Source organism: Sandaracinus amylolyticus (genome assembly GCF_000737325.1).
GTDB classification, from domain to species: Bacteria; Myxococcota_A; Polyangia; order Polyangiales; family Sandaracinaceae; genus Sandaracinus; species Sandaracinus amylolyticus.
On the sequence record NZ_CP011125.1, the window covers coordinates 1,588,984 to 1,609,255 of the forward strand.

Below are 20,272 nucleotides of genomic sequence, written 5' to 3' on the forward strand. Positions count from 1 at the left end.
CGTCGTCCCGCCCGCGCTCGTCGTCGAGACGACGCGCAGAAAGGAACGACAGGCATGCGAGCCCTCGTCTATCACGGGGTCGGCGACATCCGCCTCGACAACGTGCCCGAGCCCCGGATCGAGCAGCCGACCGATGCGATCGTGCGCCTCACCGCGTCCGCGATCTGCGGCACGGATCTCCACTTCGTGCGCGGCACGTTCTCCGGGATGCGACCGGGCACGATCCTCGGGCACGAGGGCGTCGGCGTGGTCGAGGAGCTCGGGGACGAGGTGCGCAACCTCGACGTCGGCGATCGCGTGGTGATCGCGTCGACGATCGCGTGCGGCAACTGCGCGTACTGTCGCGCGGGATATTACGGGCAGTGCGATCAGGCGAACCCGGCGGGCAAGCGCGCCGGCACGGCGTTCTTCGGAGGGCCCGAAGGCGCCGGCGGCTTTCACGGCCTGCAGGCGGAGAAGGCGAGAGTGCCGTTCGCGAACGTCGGGCTCGTGAAGCTGCCGGACGAGGTCTCGGACGAACAGGCGATCATGCTCTCGGACATCTTCCCGACCGGCTACTTCGCGGCGGACCTCGCGGCGATCCACGCGGGGAGCACGGTCGCGGTGTTCGGCTGTGGCCCGGTCGGGCAGTTCGTGATCGCGAGCGCGAAGCTGCTCGGCGCGGGGCGGATCATCGCCGTCGACGGCAACGAGGATCGGCTCGCGATGGCGCGGCGTCAGGGCGCGGAGGTGGTCAGCTTCGAGCGCGAGGATCCCGTCGAGACGATCCTGACGCTGACCGGCGGCATCGGGGTCGATCGTGCGATCGACGCGGTGGGCGTCGACGCGGTGCACGCGCACCACGGGCCCGCGGCGAAGCGCGCGAAGAAGCACGCGCGAGAGGACGCGGGTGACGTGCAGAAGGTCGCGCCGGTGCATCGCGACGAAGCGCCGTTCCTGCCCGGCGACGCGCCCGCACAGGCGCTCTCGTGGGCCGTGGAGGCGCTCGCGAAGGCGGGGACGCTGGTGATCGTGGGCGTCTATCCGCCTGCGATGGAGCACTTCCCGATCGGCCAGGCGATGAACAAGAACCTGACGATCCGGATGGGCAACTGCAACCATCGGAAGTACATCCCGCAGCTCGTCGACCTCGTGCGCTCGAAGGCGGTCGATCCCGTCGAGATCCTCACGAAGGTCGAGCCGCTTCACGACGTGAAGAAGGCGTACGAGGCGTTCGACGCGCGCAAGCCGGGGTGGCTGAAGGTCGCGCTCAATCCGAGCGCGTGAGCGAGCACGTCAGTCGGCGACTGGCACGCTCCAGTTTCCGACTGGCATCCTCGTCAGGCCGGCGACGCCCAGCGCGACTGCTGGCGCGAGAGCTCGTGGACGCCACGCTCGCTCTTCACGACGACCATCGCGACGTCCTGCCAGCGCTCGAAGAGCTCGTCCTCGAACACGCGCAGCGCGACGTGCGAGCCGGGGCGCAGATCGATCCACGCGTGCACGACCGCGCGCTCGTCCTCGAGCGTCGTCGCGACGCCCTCGAGCTCGCCGTTGACGAGGATCAACGACACCGGCACTCCGTCGAGCGGCATCGTGCGATCGGGCGTCGGCGCGAAGGGATCGATGCGCCCGTCGACGCGATAGCCACGGCGCCGCACCGCGAGCCGGCCGTCGGGCTCGGGGCTCGGGACGAGCCTCCGCAGCGCGACGAGATCACGCGGCCGCAGGCTGCAGAGCTGCAGCGCGAGCGCGCCGTTGCGATCCTGCCAGCGCGCGATGCCGTCGAGCTGCAGCTCGCCGAAGCACGTCGACGGAATGCGCAGGTGCACCGGCTCGCCGAGCGCGGGAGTCAGCGCGGTGCGCACCAGCACGTAGCTGGGCCCACACCGCTCGATGCGGCCATAAGCGCGCTCGTTGCCCGCGCTGAGAATGGCAGTGCGCGGCTCCGCAGGAGCTGGAGGAAGGGTGGTTCGCGTTCCCATCGCGCCTCGTGGCTTGCGCGTCCTCGTGGGGGACGAGCAGCGTCGACGGCTGGGTAGCACTTCGTGCCGTCCGAGGCGAGGACAAGAGTTGTGCAGCGCGATTGGATCAGACGCGCTGCGCCGTGTCGGTCCAGTCGCGCCGACTGGCACTCAGACCAGGCCGCTCACGCCTGCGGTGAGCGCGGGATCGGCGCACGTGCCGTAGTGCTCGAGGTCCTCGCCGAACGCGTTCGCGACGGCGACGAGGATCGGATTGTGGGAGGTGCGGCTCGCGCCGATCGGCGCTTCGCCGATCTGCGCGGTGCGGCCGGGCGCGACCACGCGACGGCCCATCGTGATCGCGCCGTTCGCGCCGCCGGCGAGCACGATGGGCACGTGCATCGTGCTGTGCCCGGCGCCGTGCCCGCCCTCGTTGCCGACGAGGATGAGCGTGCTGTCGAGCGCGTCCGCGGCGCGCAGGCGCTGCATGAGGCGCGCGACCTTGCCGAAGTAGTAGCGGTTCATGCACGCGACCGCGCGCTGCACCTCGAGGCGCGTCGAGCCCGAGACGTGCGCGATGGAGTCGTGGAAGTTGGCGGGGATGAGGTAGTCGGTGCCGGTCGCGGCGAGCTCCTCGGGCAGCGGTGTCTCGCCGTCGGGGTTCAGCCCCGCGACCATCTGGGGCGACGTGCCTTCTCCCGCGGTGTTGCCGAGCACGATCGTGGCGAAGCGCGTGAGATCGCAGATCAGCATCTGCGCGAGGAGCTCGATCTGCAGGTCGGTGATCAGGTCGAAGTACGGCCCGCCGCCGTTCGGGCCGTTCGACACGACGTAGTCGTCGGCGGGATTCGGATTGCCACGCTCCGCGCGACGCGTCGGAATGCTGCACATGCCCGCGATCACCGGATCCGAGAGGCGACGCTCCATGTCGCGGATCACGGTGAGGTGTTGGTCGAGCTTCTGCCGTTCTTCTCCGGCGAGCCGTGAATTCAGGCGCTGGATGTCACCTGCGACGAAGTCGAGCACGCTCGCTCCCACACGCCGGCGTCGCTCGGCCGCGGCGCGCGCGGCCTCGTCGTCGGGGATGACGAGCGACGCGAAGTAGCGATCCCAGATCGCCTCGGGGCTGGTCATCCGCGCGAGCGGCGCGCCGCCCGCGCCGTATGCGATGCAGCTCGACGACATCAGGGGGGCGAAGTCGATCTCGGTGCAGAGCTCGACCGAGCGGAAGCGCGTCTCTCCGCCGTGCCGCGCCGCGAGGTATTGATCGAGCGACTCGTTCTGGAGGTGCCAGTCGGTGCCGTCCCCGCCGGTCGCCGAGCTGCCGGTGAGGAAGAGGCCGAGCGCGCCGTGCATCGGGACGTGGAGGTCCTCACCGCTCGGACCGAGCTCGCCGACGCCGTAGTCGAACCCGTCGAACACGATGATGTCGTCGCGGAAGCTCGAGCCGTAGGTGGCGGCGTCGTCGAACGGGCGCAGGCACGAGTCCGCATACGAGATGTCGAACGTCGTGTCGGTCTCGCCTGCGCGGCGCGCATAGAACGTCTGCGACGTCGCGTGGAACATGCCGACGCCGACGAGCTTCTGCGGAAGCGTGCCAGTCTGCGCGCGCACCACGCCGTTCTCGAGCATCTTGTAGAAGGGCAGGGCAGCCGCGGCGACTCCGACGGTCTTCAGGAACGCTCGACGGGTCCGATTGACACGCTCGCTCACGGCACTGCCCTCCTCTGCACGAAGAGCTCGCTGCGCACGAGCTCGATCCAGATCTCGATCAGGCTCGAGCGACGCTCGTCGGGCATGCGGCCCCACGCGGCGAGGAACGACGCCTCGAGCGCCTGCGACGAGCGCGCCGACGCGAAGCGGAAGAGGTTGCGCGCGAAGCACGCGTGCGCTTGCGGGCTCTCCGCGAGCCTCGCGACGAGCTCGCCGCCGTCGGCGAACGGGCCATTGACGTCGGTGCCCACGAGCTCGCCCGACGAGTCCACGGGCGTGCCGTTCTCCTCCGCGCGGAACGCGCCGAGCTGATCGAAGTCCTCGAACGCGAAGCCGAGCGGATCGATCATCGAGTGACAGCTCGCGCACACCGCGTTCGTCGAGTGCTGCGAGAAGCGCTCGCGCGTGGTGCGCGCGGGAGGCGGCGTCATCATCGCCTGCTCCGCGATGTCGCCGGTCGGCGCGGGCACGTCGAGGCAGAGGATGCGGCGCAGGATCGTGACGCCGCGCTTCACCGGCGAGCTCTCGTCGCGCGCGGCGTGCGTCGCGAGGAACGATGCCTGACCGAGCAGGCCACGGCGCGGCGTGCCGTCGAGCGCGACGCGCGACCACTCGTCGCTCGTGACCTCGAGGCCGTAGAAGTCGCGCAGCGTTCCGTTCGCGAGCGTGAAGTCGGCGGCGATCAGCGACTCGAAGGTTCCGTCGCCCGCGAAGACGACGTCCTCGACGAAGCGGCGCGTCTCTTCTTCCATCAGTGGACGGAGCGACTGGAAGTCGTGCGTCTCGGAGTCGCGCGCGACGTAGTGGAGCGTGTCGAGGCCGAGCCACTCCTGGACGAAGCGCACCACCTGCGCGCGGGCGCGCGGGTGCTCGTCGAGGAGACGACGTGCCTGGGCCTCGCGCTGATCGGGCGTGCGCAGCGCGTCCGCGGCGGCGGCCTCGAGCAGCGCGGCGTCGGGCGGCGAGGCGGTGAGGAAGTACGAGAGCGCCGACGCGGTCTCGTACCCGTCGAGCGTGCGATCGACGTCGTCACCGGCGCCGATCTGCGGGACGTAGAGGAACGACGCGGACTGCAGGATGGCTTGCAGCACCGCGGAGACGCCCTCTTCGTAGGTGCCGCCGTTCGTCGACGCGAGCGTGAAGATCGCGAGGAGCCCTTCGATCTCGAGCTCGGTCGCCGGCCGGCGGAACGCGCGCGTCGCGAGGCTCGTCACGAACGTGCGTGGGCAGTCGGCGGCGCTGTGATCGCACGGCACGACGGTCGTGAGGTGCTCGGTCACCGCGATCGTCGCGATCTCCTCGGCGGCGGTGCGCAGCTGCTCGCCGAGCGTCGCGTCGACGCGCAGCGCGGCGCTCGCGGTGTAGCCCGCGATGCGCGCGTCGCCGGCGAAGTCGTCGGAGGCGCTCGTCTCGAACCCGAGCAGGTCGGTGACCGAGTGGTCGTACTCGTGGCGCGCGAGTCGGCGCACCGAGGACGGCTGGATCGAGAGCTCGGCGGGATCGCGAGGATCCCGCGAGCCGCGTGGGCCCGCGGGACCGGCGCCGAGCTCGCCCTGGCAGCCGAGCAGGGCGAGCACGACGAGCGGCGCCGCGCACGAAGAACGACGATGCGGTGGTCGAGGACGACGCATGTGCCGCGCGGATGAGCAGCGCGTGTGCCATGCGAGAATTGCTCGGAAATCGCGTTGAATTGCGCGAAGGATCGATGCTTGGCGGGGTGTTGCCGGCCAGGGCCGGGGGATCGAGACCGCTGTGCGCAGGAGCGCGTCGATGTCGAGCCGCTCGTGGAGGAGCTCGACGTGAGCGCTGCTCGCGCGAGCCCATCTCGCTCAGCGCTCGGCGGCGGGGATCGGGATCACGCAGCAACACCCGTTGGTCACCGGCGCGAGGACGCCGACGACGAAGGCGAGCACCACGACGGCGACGAGCGTGCGCATGCGCCTCGTGCATAGGCACGCCCCCGTTGCGTTCCCGACGGCGCGCCCCATGTGCCTCGGATGGTGCCTCTCTCGGTTCTCGATCTCGCGCCGATCGTCGAAGGCTCCGACGCGGCGCAAGCGCTCTGGAATTCACGCGATCTCGCGCAGCATGTGGAGCGCTGGGGCTATCGGCGCTTCTGGCTCGCCGAGCACCACAGCATGCCGGGCATCGCCTCGGCGGCGACGTCGGTCGTGATCGCGCACGTCGCCGCGGGCACGTCGACCATCCGTGTCGGCGCAGGCGGGATCATGCTGCCGAACCACTCGCCGCTCGTGATCGCCGAGCAGTTCGGGACGCTCGCGGCGCTGCACCCGGGGCGCATCGATCTCGGGCTCGGGCGCGCGCCGGGCGCCGACGGAATCACGGCGCGCGCGCTGCGTCGCGATCTCGCGGCGGCCGCGGACTCGTTCCCGCACGACGTGGTCGAGCTGATGCACTACTTCCGACCCGACCCCGCCGCGCGGGTGCGCGCGGTGCCGGGAGAGGGGCTCGACGTGCCGCTGTGGATCCTCGGCTCGAGCCTCTTCGGCGCGCAGCTCGCGGCCGCGCTGGGCCTGCCGTACGCGTTCGCGTCGCACTTCGCGCCGGCGCAGATGGAGCACGCGATCGAGCTCTATCGACACCGGTTCCGCCCTTCGTCGCAGCTCGAGAGGCCGCACCTGATGCTCGGCCTGAACGTGATCGTCGCGGACACCGAAGAGGAGGCGCAGCTCCTGTCGACGTCGGTGAAGCAGGCGTTCGTCGCGCTGCGGCGCGGGAGCCCGACGAAGCTGAAGCCGCCGGTGCGCGACCTCGACGCGCAGCTCGACGCGATCGACCGCGCGATGATCGACTCGGCGCTCGCGTGCTCCATCGCGGGATCGCCGGAGACGGTGCGCCGTGGGCTCGAGGCGTTCGCGGCGCGCACGGGCGCGGACGAGCTCGTGGTGACCGCGCAGATCTTCGATCACGCGGCGCGGCTGCGCTCGTTCGAGCTGCTCGCGCAGGTTCGCGACGCGATGGCGTGAGCGCGGAGCGTCCCGTGCGCCGCGCGCTGGTCGCGCGAGTCGCCAGCGCGCGCGGCCCGATCTGCGGGATCGCCGAGGTTTCCATGCGAGTGATGGAGTCCGCGAGCGCGGTACGCGAGTTGCTGAGGTGGGTCTCGTGCCGGCAACGTCGTACTCGTCGGTCGCTCACGAGCCAGCGGATGCGCGCGCGCTGCATCCGGAGTGGTGCTTCTGGTTGGAGGACGTGCGCGACGCGGGCGTGGCGCGTGGGATCGCGCCGGCCGCGCTGCCTCCGGCGTACCGCGAGCTGCTGAGCCGCGAGCCCAACGACGTGCTGCGCGGCGTGGTGCTCGCCGCGTACTACCTCGGGCGCGATGCATCGTGCGCGCGGCGCGCGTTCGAGGACGGGCTCGTCGATCTTCCGAGCCGCGGGGAGATCGACGTGGAGCGCGCGCTCGTGCGCTGCGCCGCGGCGCTCGCGCTGCCGCTCGAGGCGAGGCGCACGAGCGATGGTGGCTGCGACGTGCGGCTCGGCGCGCACGTGGTCTCGCTGCGAGGGGTCGCGACGCACGCGCGCATCGCGGTGCGCCGCGGGACGCGCATGGCGAGCGTCGACGCGTGGACCCTCGTCGCCGCGATCAACCTGCTGCTCGTGGCGAGCCGCGACGCGCGCCGCTTCGTCCCGCTGCGCAGCGCGCCGGGGATCGCGGCGTTCCTGCCGCTGCGGCGCGTGCAGGCAGCGCGGCTCGCGGCTGCGGATCAGATCGACTGCGAGCGACCGAGTGACTGGAGCGATCTGTTCGACGCGAGCTCGCCCGCCGGGATGTCGGGCGTGTGGGCGGCGCCTCGGTGGCGCGACGACGAGCACGACGAGCTCACGTCGGTCGTGCCGCCGACGACCCCGAAGCGCACGCCTGCTCGCGAGCCGACGTGTCGGGCGTGCGAGGCGCGCGCGCAGGAGGCGCGAAGGCGCGTGACGCCGGCTCCCGCCGTGACGCCCGCTCCCGCGCCGGCGGTCGATCGCGATGCGCTCGATCGTGCTGCGATCGCGCGTGCTGCGGCGCGCGTCGCGCGGCTCGTGCCGCCGCCTTCGCCCGCCGCGGTGCGGGTGTCGTCGACGCGCGTCGCGCCGCCGCCTCCCGCCGTGCCTCGGACCGCGCCGCCCCGAACGATCCCGCCCCCGCGTGCCGACGCGGTGCGCGTTCGCGTGCCGCGTCCATCGGAGGTGCTCGCGGGCGCCGACGCGATCGAGCGCGAGCGCCGCGAGAGCGGGTTCGTGCGCCGCGGGACCGTGCCCTCGACGCGCCGCTCCGCGGGCGCGTGATCGGGCGCCGCGACGTGATGCAGCGGAGGTCGTCGCCTCGTCGCTGACGACGGACGTGCGACGTGCTCGCGCGGTGAGGCGACGTCACGCGGCAGAGCCGCCGCGTGGCGTGCCCAGCGCACGAGGACGTGCGTGCGCGCGACATCCGTCGATCCCGCGGAAAATCCCGAGCGTGCAGCGACACGCCGGTCCGCCGAGGTCCGCGCGTCCGGGCTGGAATGCGCGGTGCAGTCGCGGCTCGGCCGATGGTCGTCGCGTTCCGCTCGACGCAGAGGAGGTCGAGACGATCGCGCTGCCATCCGGTGTGGCGCGCGCGTCGTGACGCGCTCGCGACGCTCGCGGTCGACGTCGAGTGACTCGTTCTCGCACGTGGGGATGCGTGCGTCCGGAGGTCCTGATGAACTCGCTGTTCGCGCTCGCTCTCAGCACGCCCATCTGGGGCTTCTCGCTGCAGCCCCCGGTGCTCGGCGCACCCGTCGTGGTCCCCGACGTCGCGTCGCAGGTGCGCACGGTCGTCGTCGAGGAAGGCTATTACGACGACGACTACGGGATCGACACCGCGGCCGAGGCGTCCGCCGAGGCGCGCAATCTCGCGCTGATGGACTGGACTCGCGCGCTCAACGTCACGACCACCATCGCGATGGCGGTCACGGGCGCGTTCGGCATCATCCAGTTCTACGACGAGTACCACTTCGAGAGCGAATACTCCGCGACGCCGTGCGGCATGGGCGCGCAGGGTGATCCGGTGTTCGACTACTGCGGTGACTCGACGCCGGTCCCGCACCTCATCGGCGCGGGCGTGAGCGCCGGCGCGTTGATCTCGACGTTCATCGTCTCGACGCAGATCGACTTCGATCGAGCGGCCCGGCGCGACGGCGACTGGCGCACCTACGAGACGACGCGCTGGATCGCGCTCGCGCTCGGGATCCTGCAGGCGGGCGCGGGCGCGTTCCTCGCGAACATCGATCGGACCGACGTGCTCAACTACGAGGACCCCGACGACTTCGACATCATGCAGGGGTTCGCGGTCGCGCACGCCGCGCTCGGTGTCGCCAACGTCGGCATGAACCTCGCGAATTCGATCCTGCTCTTCTGAGCGTCGGAGCGAATACGGATCTGGACTGGCACGCTCGCTGCGCGAGCGTGCCAGTCGTCGTGCAAGACGGACAGGAGTGCTCGCATGATGACCGGTCTCGCCGCGCTGCTGTGGACGACGTCGACGTGGGGGCTCGCGCTGAGGCCTCCGAGCGTGCCGATCGCGCTGACGGTCGCGCCGATCGCGCAGCTCGAGGACACGACCGAGCTCTCGCTGGACGCCGAGGCCATGCGCGCGGAGCAGCACGACGCGACGATGCGCGAGTGGACGCGGACGCTCTCGGCCGTGACCGTGGCGGTGTTCGCGGCCGCGGGTACGCTCGGCGCGCTGCAATTCCACGACGAGTACGGGTTCCACGACGAGTACGCGGACACCGCGTGCGCGCGCGGCGACGCGCTGCTCGACCACTGCGGCGAGCAGACGCCGTGGGCGCACCTCATCGCGGTCGGCGCGACCGCCGGGCTCGGTCTCACGACGTTCGTGCTCTCGACGCAGGTCGACTACGACATCGCAGCGCGGCACGACGCGGACTGGCGCATCTACGAGGTCACGCGCTGGGTCGGGCTCGGCATGTTCGTCGCGCAGGCGATCGGTGGGTTCCTCCTCGCGAACGCCGAGCGCTTCGGCTGGGCGGACCCGCAGGACGACTTCGACACGATGCAGGCGTTCGCGATCGCGCACCTCGGGCTCGGCGCGGCGACGCTCGGCGTCGAGGTGTTCAACACGTTGATCTTGTTCTGATCGCGAGACCGTGGCGTTGGGCCTCCCTTTCGGAGCGCTTGCTGGTGGCTACACGCAAATGCGAGGAGCGACTGCAACGCGGGAGCGAGGAGGAGCCATGCGCACGGTGTCGATCGGTCTCGCATGCATGCTCGCCGCGTGCGGCGGTGCGGACGCGGCGCCCGACGAAGGGGCGGCGAAGCCGAGCTCGGGCGCGGAGGCGCCGAGCGCGCGCACCGAGATCCGACGTGAGCTCGCGCCCGCGCGCGTCGCGAGCCCCGGCGACCTCGACGTCGAGGTGCAAGGTGAGACACCGGCCGGCGCGCTGCTGCCGGAGAACGCGCGCGACTACGCGGTCCAGGTGCTGATCCGCAACCGGCGCGACGAGCCGCTCGAGATGGGCGACACGTTCGGGACGGTCGCGGTGTACCGCGGGCCGGATCTCGTCGAGGGCTGCGGAGGCTCGCGCACGCAGCTCGAGGTCCCGCCGGTGCTCGGCCCGCGCGCGTCGGTGCGCGCGTCGCTCGCGCTCCCGTGCGCGCTGCCGGAGGCGGGCGAGTACGACGTCGTGGTGCTCGTCGCGCCGAACGCCGACGACGACGTGATCGCACCCGACGAGACGCGTCGTTCCGTCGCGATGCGGCTGACCGTCGACGAGCCCACCCGCGATCTCGTCCCGCCCGCCGAGGTCCATCCGCCGGCGCCCAGCGCGACGCTGCCGGTGCCGCGGCCGCTCGACGTGAGGCCCGCGACGCCCGCGCCCTGACGACGCGCGCTCACGAGCGCAGCAGCGACGCGAGCGTCCCGAGCAGCGTCCCGAAGTCGACGGGCTTCGCGACGAGCGCGTCGCACCCCGGGCAGATCTCCTGCGCGGGCACGCCCCTCGGCGCGGCCGCGGTCACCGCGACCACCGGGATGCCGCGCGTGGCCGAGCTCGACTTCAGCTCGCGCGTCGCGGACGCGCCGTCGCGCACCGGCATCATCAGATCCATCACGATCGCGTCGGGATGCTCGAGGCGCGCAGCCTCGACGGCTTCCGCGCCGTTGCGCGCCTCGATGACGTCGTGCCCACGCGCTCGCAGGTAGTCCGCCAGCAGCTCGCGGAAGTCGTCGTAGTCCTCGGCAACCAGGAGGCGAGCCATGCCGCGGCGCGAGTGCGAACGGCATGCCGTGCTTCTCACGCCGGTGAGCCCGATCGTTGCGAGGCGTCACCGTGGAGCGTGCGGATGGTGGATCTCCACGGTGGCGCGTTGCGGTGTCGAGCTCGGCGAGCGTCGCATCGCGCCCTCGTCTCGTCCGTGGAGCGTGTCGCCAGGGCTCGATCCGTGGCGCAACGCCGCGATCGCGCGCCTCGTCGAGCACCACGCGAATGTGCCCACGCCAGACTAATTGCGGTAGGCTGTGAGAACGCCCGGAGGCTCTCGATGACCGCGCCGAAGGTCGGCGCCGACCCGCTCGCCGAAGCGCAGCGACGTCTCCTCGACGCGCTGCCGGAGCGCGTCCTCGTGTGCCGGCTGGACGGACGCGTCGCGTGGGCGAGCGCGCTCGCGCTCACGTTGCTGGGCCGCTCGGCGGGAGAGCTCGAAGGCGTGGCGCTCTCCGATCTCGTGGTCGCGGTCGCGCGGCCGCCCCAAGGCGTCACGCTGCTCGATCACCTGCTCGCGCTGCCGCACGGCGAGGGCATCACCGCCGAGGCGGTGCATCGCAGCGGCACGCAGATGCGCATCGACATCTCGGCGAGCCGCGCGGGCGAGGGCACCGCGATCGTGATGCTGCGGCCCGTGCCCGCGACGGATCTCGCGACCGCGGTGTGCGCGCACGACGAGACGTACGAGCTGGTGTTCGAGGGCGCGCCGGTGGGCATCTTCCACTTCGACGCCGAGGGCGTGATCACCGCGTGCAACGACGCCTTCGTGCGCATCATCGGATCGAACCGCCGCATCTTGATCGGGCTGCGCATGGAGACGCTCCCCGACCCGACGATGAAGCGCCACATGCGGCAGGCGCTGTCGGGCCAGCGCGCGCACTACGAGGGCGAGTATCGCTCGGCGACCGGCGGGAAGGTCACGTCGGTGAAGGTCGACTTCGCGCCCATCTTCGGGGCCACGGGCCGCGTCGTCGGTGGCGTCTGCATCGCGGAGGACGTGACCGAGCGCGTGCGCGCGCAAGAGGCGCTGCGGCGCTCGGCCGAGTCGTTCCGCACGCTGATCGAGAGCGCGCCCGACGCGATCGCGGTGCATCGCGGCGAGAAGTTCCTGCTGGTGAACCCGGCGCTCGTGCGCCTGCTCGGGTACGAGACGCGCGACGAGGTGCACGCGCTGCACGTCGAGGACGTGCTGCACGCGGACGAGCTCGACGGCTATCGCCACCGCGTGCCGCTGATGCTCCACGCGCGACAGCAGTTCCCGATGCGCGAGCTCCGGCTGCGCAAGAAGGGCGGCGAGACGATCACGACCGAGGTCGCGACGATCGCGGTCGAGTACGAAGGTGGTCCCGCGATCCTCGCGTTCGCGCGCGACGTCACGGAGCGCAAGGCGCTCGAGGCGCGGCTCGCGCAGGCCGATCGCATGGCGACGGTCGGGACGCTCGCGGCCGGGGTCGCGCACGAGATCAACAACCCGCTCGCGTACGTGATGGCGAACCTCGAGCTCATGGCGAAGCAGCTCCCGAGCCTGAGCGCCGAGACCGAGCAGGAGGTGAGCTTCTTCCGCGAGGCGCTGGCGCACTCGAAGGAGGGCTGCGAGCGGGTGCGCGTCATCGTGCGCGACCTGCGGATCTTCTCGCGCGCGGAAGAGGACCGGCGCGTGCCGCTCGACGTGAACGCGGTGATCGAGTCGGCGCTGAACATGGCGGGCAACGAGCTGCGCAACCGCGCGGAGGTGGTGCGCGAGCTGCGACCGCTCCCGCCGGTGCTCGGGGACGAGGCGCGCCTCGGTCAGGTCGTGCTCAACCTGCTGCTCAACGCGGCGCACGCGATCCCCGAGGGCGCGCCGCGCGCGCACACGATCGCGGTGGCGACCGCGGACCGCGACGAGTGCGTCGAGATCCGGATCAGCGACACGGGCACCGGGATCCCGCGCGAGCTGATCGGACGGATCTTCGAGCCGTTCTGGACGACGAAGCCGGTCGGCGTCGGCACCGGGCTCGGGCTCTCGATCGTGCACGGGATCGTGCGCGCCCACGGCGGGAGCATCGACGTCGAGAGCGAGGTCGGCGTGGGCTCGACGTTCCGCGTGCTGCTGCCCGCCGCGCGGCGCGTCACGGCCGGCACGCCGCGCGCGCGGCCCGCGCCGCCGGCTCCCGACGCGCCGGTGAGGTCGTCGCGCATCCTGGTCATCGACGACGAGACGCGCTTCGGTCGCGCGCTCCGCGCCTCGCTCGGAGCGCATCACGACGTGCAGCTCGCGACGAGCGGCCGCGAAGGGCTCGGGATCCTCCTCGCGGGCGAGGACTTCGATCTCGTCGTGTGCGATCTGATGATGCCGGACGTGAGCGGGATGGGGATCTACGACGAGATCCGGCGCGCGCGGCCCGATCTCACGGAGCGCTTCGTGTTCATGACCGGCGGCGCGTACACCGATCAGGCGCGCGCGTTCTTCGAGCACGTGACGGTGCCGCGCCTCGAGAAGCCGTTCGACGTGGCCGAGGTGGAGCGCCTGCTGCGTCGCGTGCAGGCCGACGAGCGCGCGCGTCGGCCGTGAACGTCAGCGGGCGACGTCGAGCGCCGCGCGCACGACGCGGAGCAGGTCGGGCTCGGAGAACGCCTTGTGGAGCGTGGGCGCGCCTGGCACGACGCCCCTCGCGCTGCCGTGATCGCCGATCATGACGAGCACGCGCGTGGGGCGCTCGGAGAGCGCACGCGCGAGCGCGGCGCTCGGCGAGGCGAGGCGTGCATCGACGAGCGCGAGCGAGATCGACGCGTCGGCGAGCGCGGCGAGCGCGCTGTCCGGGCCGTCGGCCTCGACCACGCCGTATCCTGCGGCCTCGAGCACGTACGCGAGCGCGCGCCGGATCTGACCGTCGGCCTCGACGATCAGCACGGTCTCGCGACCGCGAACGGCCTCCGCGCGCGCGGCGTCGTCGGCCGCATGCGGGACGCACGGCAGCCGCAGCGTGACCGTGGTGCCGCGCCCCGGCGCGCTCTCGACGTCGATGGTCGCGCCCGCCTCGTCCGCGAAGCGACGCACCGACGCGAGGCCGAGCCCGTTGCCGTGGCCCTTCGTCGTGAAGAAGCGATCGAACGCGCGCGCTCGCACGTGCTCGCTCATGCCGATGCCCGTGTCGCGCACCTGCAGCGCGATCGAGCGGGAGGCCGGGTCGGCGACGCTCTGGATCGTGAGGCGCCCGCCGTTCGGCATCGCGTCGCGCGCGTTCGCGACGAGGTTGAGCACGGCGTTCTCGAGCGCGGTGCGATCGAGGGTCACGGGATCCAGGCCCGGCGAGAGCTCGAGCGCCACGTCGACGGCCTCGCCCGCGAGCCGCTCGACGAAGGGACGCAGCTCGAGCATCACGCGGCTCACGTCGACCGGCGTCCAACGCGCGCGGCCGGGTCGCGCGAACGCGAGCACGTCGCGCGCGAGCACCGACGCGCGATGCGCGGCGCTCTCGATGTGCCGCGCGAGCTCGGCCCACGCCGAGCCGTCGAGGTGACGCGCAAGATGACCGCTCAGCAGGAGCACCGGCGTGAGCAGGTTGTTCACGTCGTGGACGACGCTGGTCGCGACGGCGCCGAGCGCCTCGACGCGGCGGAGCACGCGCAGCTCGTCGCTCGCTTCGCGCTCGGTCGACACGTCGCGCGCGATGATCACCGCGTGCTGCTCGACGAGCGCGCCCTCGACGCGCAGATGCGATGTGCGCCCGTCGGGCAGCGGGCGCGCGAGCTCGCCGTTCGCGCGGCCATCCTGGCGCAATCGCGCGAGCAGCGCGTGCACCTCGGGCGACGCGCTCGCGCCGTCGAAGAAGGCCACGAGCTCGGGAGACACGGCGTGGTTCGTCGAGCGGACCGCGCCGTCGCCGTCGAGGACGAGCACCGGATCCGAGACGTGCTCGACCACGAATCGAGCGAAGAGCCGTGCGCGCGCGTCGTCGAGCGGGTGATGCATGCGTCGGGGTATGGCGTGGCGCATGGGGATCGCGGCATCGGCGCGCGGCGCGTCGTCGCGTCGGATCTCGTGCCGCGCTCCGTCGGACGCACGCGCTGCGCGCGGTCGGTCCGTCCTACGTCGGCTCGGTCGTCGCGCGCTGGATCGCGAGGTCGATCGCGCGCTCGAACTCGTGCGACTTGTCGAAGAACAGGTCGGCGCCCCGCGCAAGGCACGCACGGCGGCGGGGCTCGCTCGCGTCGTTCGTGAGCACCATCAGGAGCCGCTGGGCACCGAGCGCTCGCAGCGACGCGAGCAGCGCGAGCCCGTCCTGGGCCGGCGTGTCGACGTCGACGATCACCACGCGCACCGGGGCGCCCGCGAGGACGCGCTCCGCGTCGTCGAGGCTGCTCGCTTCGTGCACGCGCGCGCCGTCGCCGACCTGCAGGGAGAGCAGGTCGCGGAGGCGCGCGCGGGTGCGCTCGCAGGCGTCGACGATCAGGACGCTCATGGATCGAGACGATGCACGCGTCCGTGCGCGCGCCGAATCGGCGCAACTCGCGATCGCGCGTCGGACGGTCGGAGGTGCGCCGTCGGTGTTCGTCCTACGAGACGATGCCGTGCCGGACCGCGTAGTGCGTCAGCTCCGCGTTCGTCCGCATGCTCATCTTGTGGAGGATGCGGGTGCGATGCGTGCTCACCGTCTTCACGCTGAGCGCGAGGTCCTTCGCGATCTCGGAGACGGTGCGGCCCGACGCGATCATCTTCAGGATCTCGAGCTCGCGGTTGGAGAGGCGCTCGTGCGGCTCGCCCGACGTCTCGCCCGCGAGCAACGACGCGAGCGTCTCGGCGAGCTCGGGGCTGACCCATCGCCCTCCGCCCGCGACCTTGCGGATCGCCTCGATGAGCTTCTCGGGCGCGGCCTCTTTCGTGAGGAATCCGGCTGCGCCCGCGCGCAGCGCGCGGATCGCGTACTGCTGCTCGGAGTACACGGTGAGGATCACGACGCGCGCGTCGGGACGCTCCTTCCGGATCTCGGGGAGCAGCTCGATCCCGTTGCCGCCCTGCAGGCTGATGTCGAGCAGGATCACGTCCCAGCGCTCGGCGCGCACACGCTCGCGCACCTCGTGCACGCTCGCGGCCTCGCCCGCGACGTGGATGTCGTCGGTCTCGGAGAGCGTCTCGCGCAGACCGCGACGCACCACCGGATGATCGTCGGCGATGAGGACTTTGATCACGTCGCGCCTCCACGCATCACGGGCCACGGCACGTCGACGACGAACGAGGTGCCGCCGCGCTCCGCGCGCGCGACCTTGACCTCGCCCCCGAGCCGGCGCGCGCGCTCGTGCACACCGAGCAGACCGAGCGAGCGCGGGTTCGTCGCCGCCTCGCTGGTGATGCCCTTTCCGTCGTCGAGCACCTCGAGCCGGAGCCGCTCGCCGACGCGATGCAGCGAGACCTCGACGTGGCTCGCATCGGCGTGGCGCACGACGTTCGTGAGCGCCTCCTGCAGCATGCGGTAGAGCGCGGTGCCGAATTCACGCGGAAAGCGCACGTCGCCGACGTCGGTGTGGAACGAGCACGGGATGCCCACGTGCTCCTCGAAGTGCTGCGTCTTCCACTCGAGCGCGGCGACCAGGCCGAGCTCGTCGAGCACGCCGGGCCGCAGGTCCGACGAGATGCGACGCACGGTGTCGATGATCCCGTCGATCATCGTCGACATCGACGCGAGGCGCGCGCGCACCGGCGCGCTCGCCTCGTCGTTCGGGGTGCGACGCGAGACCCACGCGACGTCGATCTTGAGCGCGGTGAGCGCCTGCCCGAGCTCGTCGTGGATCTCGCGCGCGACCGCGGTGCGCTCCTGCTCCTGCACTGCCTCGACGTGAGCGGAGAGCGCGCGGAGCCGATCCTCGCGTTGCTCGCGCTGGATCGCGATGCCCGCGAGGTGCGTGGCGCGCGCGATGAGATCGCGCTCGTCGGGCGTGGGCAGGCGCGGCTCGCGGTAGTAGAGCGCGAACGTGCCGACCGCGCGTCCGTCGCTCGCGGCGATCGGCGTGGACCAGCACGCGCGCAGCCCGTGGGGGCGCAGCACGTGTCGCCAGTCGTTCCACAGCGGGCTGGTCTCGACGTCCTCGACGAGCACCGCTTCGTTGCGGTACGCGGCGGTGCCGCACGATCCGTGGCTCGGACCGATCGCAGCGCCGTCGATCGCGCGCAGCATGTCCGGGGGGAGGCTCGGCGCCGCGCCGTGGCGCAGGTGCGTGCCCTGCGGGTCGAGGAGCAGCACCGATCCGAACGTGCCGGGCGCGTGACCTTCGATCGCGACGAGCAGCGCCGTGAGCACGTCGCTCAGCGGCGCGCCCGACGCGATCATCTCGAGCACGCGCTGCTCGGACGCGCGCATCGCGCGGGCGCGCGACTCGCGCGTGACGTCCTCGAACGCCAGGCCGATGCTGCTCGCGGGCAGCGGGAACACGCGCACCACGAGATGGTGCGAGGTCGCCGGCGCGGTCTGGTACGTGATGCTCACCTCGCGCACGCAGCGGTCGCGCACGACCTCGGCGATCGTCGCGGCGAGCCCGCCCTGCAGCACCGACGGGTACGCGTCGGCGAGCGAGGCGCCGACGAGCGGTGTCATCGACGCGCCCGCGATCTTCTCGGCGTGCGGGTTGAACGCGACGAGCTTCGCCGACGCGACGTCGCCGGGATCGTCGACGCGCCAGACCGCGATGCCGATCTGGATGTTCTGCACGATGTCCGCGTAGAGCCGCGCGGCCTCGTCGCGGCGCAGCTGCTCGGTGATGTCGCGGCAGCTCCCGATCAGCGCGATCGGACGCCCGTCCGCGCCGGGGATCACCTCGCCGATGGTGTCGAGATCGCGGCGGCTGCCGTCGGGACGGACGATGCGTTCGTGGTAGGTGAATCGCCCGCCGCGCGCGATCGCGCGCTGCACCTCGCCCTGGATGCGCGCCCGATCCGCGGGCTCGAGGAACGAGAGGAACACCTCGAGCGTGATCGGGCGCGAGCGCGGTGCGAGACCGTAGATGCGATAGAGCTCGTCGGACCACGAGACGACGTTCGTCGCGAGGTCCCACTCCCAACTCCCGATGTGCGTGATCTCCTGCGCGACCGCGAGGTGGCGCTCGCGGTGGCGCTCGAGCCTCGCTTCGACGACGTCGTCCGGCCCCACGCGATCCTCCGTCGAGGATCGAGATCTACCACGACGCGATCGCCGTCCGTGCGGGCGTGCTCCCGATCGTGATCAGGACGCGAGCACGACGACGGGTCGCGTCGCGCGGCGCACGAGCTCTTCGAGCTTGGGCCCGAAGAACGCGCGCTCGCTGCCGGGGCGCAGCGCCACGCCGAGGAGCACGAGGTCGACGTCGGAGCGCCCGGCCTCTCGCACGATCGCGCCGTCGGTCGAGTCCGCCTCGATGATCTGCGTGGTCACGTCCTCGGCGCCGAGCTTGTGCGCGATGTCCGCGAAGTGCTCGAGCGAGCGCTGCGCGGCCTGTCGGATCGTCTCGCTCCGCGCGCGCACCAGGAACCGATGCGCGTCGGGCGACGCGACCACGTGCACGAGCTCCAGCGCAGCGCCCGATCCCGCAGCGATGCCGCTCGCGAGCTCCACCGCGCGGCGGCTGTACTCGGTGCCGATGACCGGCACGACGATGCGCCGGATCGGCTCGCCCGCCGCGAGGCGATCGACGACCGCGCTGCCGCGCGCGGCGTCGACCACGAGCACCGGCTGCTTCGCCTCGAGCACCTTGCGATCGATGCGCGGCCCGAAGAGGAAGCGGCTGATCCCCTTGCGCGGCGGCGGCGCGCCCATCGCGAGCAGGTCGGCGTCCTCCTCGACGCGCCGCGCGGTCTTCTCGTCCTGCGCGGTGCGCAGCTCGCCCTTCGGGTGCTTCGCGAGCGACTCCGCGTAGCGCACCGCCGCGCTCTCGCCTCCGGTGCGATCGACGATCGAGACCTCGAGCGGCGTACGCACGCCGATCAAGCCGAGCAGGCGCGCCGCGAGCAGCGACGCGGTGCCGTCGCTCGGCACGAGCACGGCGCGACGCAGGCGCAGCAGGAAGCTCTCGGTCGCCATCTGCTCGCGCTCGAGGCGCGCACGCTCGTCGGGCGTCATCTCCACGCGGCGCAAGCAGAAGCGCAGGAGCGGCGGCGCCATCATCGAGGTGACGATCGCGATCATCACGATGATCGAGTAGGTCTCGCGGCCGAGCACGCCGAGCCCGAGGCCGATCGTCGCCACGACGATCTCCATCGCGCCGCGCGCGTTCATGCCCGCGCCCATCGCGAGGCGCTCCCAGTGCGAGCGCCCGCCGATCCACGCGCCGACGTACGCGCCGACGAGCTTGCCGATGCACGCGACCGCCAGGATCGCGAGGCCGACGCCGAGCACGTCGGGGCGCAGCAAGAGCGCGAGGTCGACGCGCAGGCCGGCCGACGCGAAGAAGATCGGCGCGACGAAGCCCGTCGTGATCATCTCGATCGACGCGGTCACGTCCTCGCGCAGCCGGCGGCTCTGGCCCGCGAGGATGCCGACGATGAAGGTGCCGAGCACCGCCTCGATGCCCGCGGCGTGCGTCCCGGCCGCCGCGAGGAACGCGGCGACGAGGATCGCGGAGAGCTGCGCCGGCGCGCCGCCGAAGGCGCGGTCGACGCCGCGCAGGTAGGCATCGAACACGCGACGTCCCAGAGTGAGGCCGAGGCCGATCGTCACGATCGCGGTGAGCGCTGCCCCGCCTGCGTGCAGGAGATCGAGCTCGCCGCGCGACGCGAGGCCCGCGACGACCGAGAGCAGGATCCAGCCGAGCGTGTCGTCGGCCATGCCTGCCGCGAGCATCAGCTGTCCGACGTCGCGCCGTACGAGGCGCGTCTCGATGAGCACCTTCGCGATCACCGGCACCGCGGAGATGCTCATCGCGACCGCGAGGAAGAGCGCGAACACGAGGCGCTGATCGGGCCCGCCGATCATGTCGACGGGCACGAGCCACGCGATCGCGAAGCCGGTCGCGAACGGGACGATCACGCCCGCCGCGGAGACGGAGAGCGCGGTTTTTCCTTGGCGCCGCACGAGACCGAGGTCGGTCTCCATGCCGGTCACGAGGATCAGGAAGAGGACGCCGATCCACGACACGACCGCGAGCAGATCGGCCTGCGCCTGATCGTGCGGGAAGACCGCGGCGTGGGTCGCGGGGGCGAGCGCGCCGATCCCCGACGGGCCGAGCAGCACGCCCGCGGCGAGCTCTCCGATCACCGCGGGTTGCCCGAGCTTGCGCGCGAGCTCGCCGAGCAGGCGAGCAGCGGCGAGCAAGATGCCGAGCTGGACGAGAAGGACGAGAAGCGCGTGGTGCTCGAGCGAACGAAGGACCTCGGAGGTCTCCATAGGACGGGTTTGCTGAGCAACTCACAGGCCA

16 protein-coding genes are annotated in these 20,272 nt (G+C 72.0%); 7 read left to right on the forward strand and 9 right to left on the reverse strand.

The features are described from left to right. The first annotated feature begins 54 nt into the window (after positions 1–54). A complete protein-coding gene (locus DB32_RS06620; protein ID WP_053231571.1) occupies positions 55–1,266 on the forward strand; it encodes a zinc-dependent alcohol dehydrogenase in 1,212 nt (403 codons plus the stop codon). A gap of 53 nt (positions 1,267–1,319) precedes the next feature. Here DB32_RS06620 and DB32_RS06625 read toward each other — a convergent pair whose 3' ends face one another. The 3 genes from DB32_RS06625 to DB32_RS06635 form a co-directional block, all read right to left on the reverse strand. Beyond that, on the reverse strand, positions 1,320–1,964 hold the full coding sequence (locus DB32_RS06625) for a hypothetical protein (RefSeq protein ID WP_157068789.1): 645 nt from the start codon (positions 1,962–1,964) through the stop codon (positions 1,320–1,322). A gap of 150 nt (positions 1,965–2,114) precedes the next feature. Then, positions 2,115–3,656 carry a DUF1552 domain-containing protein gene (locus tag DB32_RS06630; protein WP_053231573.1) on the reverse strand — a complete coding sequence of 514 codons (1,542 nt, stop codon included), beginning with the start codon at positions 3,654–3,656 and terminating at the stop codon, positions 2,115–2,117. Next, positions 3,653–5,287, reverse strand: coding sequence for a DUF1592 domain-containing protein (locus DB32_RS06635; RefSeq protein ID WP_083457191.1), 1,635 nt, complete (start codon positions 5,285–5,287; stop codon positions 3,653–3,655). Before DB32_RS06635 ends, DB32_RS06630 begins: the two co-directional genes overlap by 4 nt. A 366-nt stretch (positions 5,288–5,653) precedes the next feature. Here DB32_RS06635 and DB32_RS06640 point away from each other — a divergent pair, with 366 nt between their 5' ends. From DB32_RS06640 to DB32_RS06660, 5 genes are all read left to right on the forward strand, one after another. Next, on the forward strand, positions 5,654–6,643 hold the full coding sequence (locus tag DB32_RS06640; RefSeq protein WP_053231575.1) for an LLM class flavin-dependent oxidoreductase: 990 nt from the start codon (positions 5,654–5,656) through the stop codon (positions 6,641–6,643). Positions 6,644–6,779: 136 nt separating this feature from the next. Further along, a complete protein-coding gene (locus DB32_RS06645) occupies positions 6,780–7,946 on the forward strand; it encodes a hypothetical protein (protein WP_157068790.1) in 1,167 nt (388 codons plus the stop codon). Positions 7,947–8,343: 397 nt separating this feature from the next. Continuing rightward, entirely contained in the window at positions 8,344–9,042 is a 699-nt protein-coding gene (locus DB32_RS06650; RefSeq protein ID WP_157068791.1) for a hypothetical protein, read from the forward strand. 84 nt (positions 9,043–9,126) lie between these two features. Continuing rightward, positions 9,127–9,783 carry a hypothetical protein gene (locus DB32_RS06655; RefSeq protein WP_053231578.1) on the forward strand — a complete coding sequence of 219 codons (657 nt, stop codon included), beginning with the start codon at positions 9,127–9,129 and terminating at the stop codon, positions 9,781–9,783. A 97-nt stretch (positions 9,784–9,880) separates the two neighbouring features. Further along, entirely contained in the window at positions 9,881–10,528 is a 648-nt protein-coding gene (locus DB32_RS06660; protein WP_053231579.1) for a hypothetical protein, read from the forward strand. A gap of 10 nt (positions 10,529–10,538) precedes the next feature. On the opposite strand, the gene DB32_RS06665 is transcribed toward DB32_RS06660, so the two are convergent. Next, complete coding sequence (locus tag DB32_RS06665; protein ID WP_053231580.1) at positions 10,539–10,904, reverse strand: response regulator; 366 nt, start codon at positions 10,902–10,904, stop codon at positions 10,539–10,541. A 282-nt stretch (positions 10,905–11,186) separates the two neighbouring features. Here DB32_RS06665 and DB32_RS06670 point away from each other — a divergent pair, with 282 nt between their 5' ends. Then, a complete protein-coding gene (locus DB32_RS06670) occupies positions 11,187–13,463 on the forward strand; it encodes a PAS domain-containing sensor histidine kinase (RefSeq protein ID WP_053231581.1) in 2,277 nt (758 codons plus the stop codon). Between the two features lie 3 nt (positions 13,464–13,466). Here DB32_RS06670 and DB32_RS45010 read toward each other — a convergent pair whose 3' ends face one another. The 5 genes from DB32_RS45010 to DB32_RS06695 all read right to left on the reverse strand — a co-directional run bounded on the left by DB32_RS45010 (position 13,467) and on the right by DB32_RS06695 (position 20,241). Beyond that, complete coding sequence (locus tag DB32_RS45010; RefSeq protein ID WP_169791362.1) at positions 13,467–15,083, reverse strand: ATP-binding protein; 1,617 nt, start codon at positions 15,081–15,083, stop codon at positions 13,467–13,469. Then, positions 14,980–15,354, reverse strand: coding sequence for a response regulator (locus DB32_RS06680; protein ID WP_053231583.1), 375 nt, complete (start codon positions 15,352–15,354; stop codon positions 14,980–14,982). The genes DB32_RS45010 and DB32_RS06680 overlap by 104 nt, the downstream gene beginning before the upstream one ends. 94 nt (positions 15,355–15,448) lie before the next feature. Beyond that, on the reverse strand, positions 15,449–16,081 hold the full coding sequence (locus tag DB32_RS06685) for a response regulator (RefSeq protein ID WP_053238709.1): 633 nt from the start codon (positions 16,079–16,081) through the stop codon (positions 15,449–15,451). Next, positions 16,078–18,033 carry a GAF domain-containing sensor histidine kinase gene (locus DB32_RS06690; RefSeq protein ID WP_053231584.1) on the reverse strand — a complete coding sequence of 652 codons (1,956 nt, stop codon included), beginning with the start codon at positions 18,031–18,033 and terminating at the stop codon, positions 16,078–16,080. Before DB32_RS06690 ends, DB32_RS06685 begins: the two co-directional genes overlap by 4 nt. Before the next feature lie 72 nt (positions 18,034–18,105). Further along, positions 18,106–20,241, reverse strand: a complete 2,136-nt coding sequence (locus DB32_RS06695) for a cation:proton antiporter domain-containing protein (RefSeq protein ID WP_053231585.1) — start codon at positions 20,239–20,241, stop codon at positions 18,106–18,108. Positions 20,242–20,272: the final 31 nt, after the last annotated feature.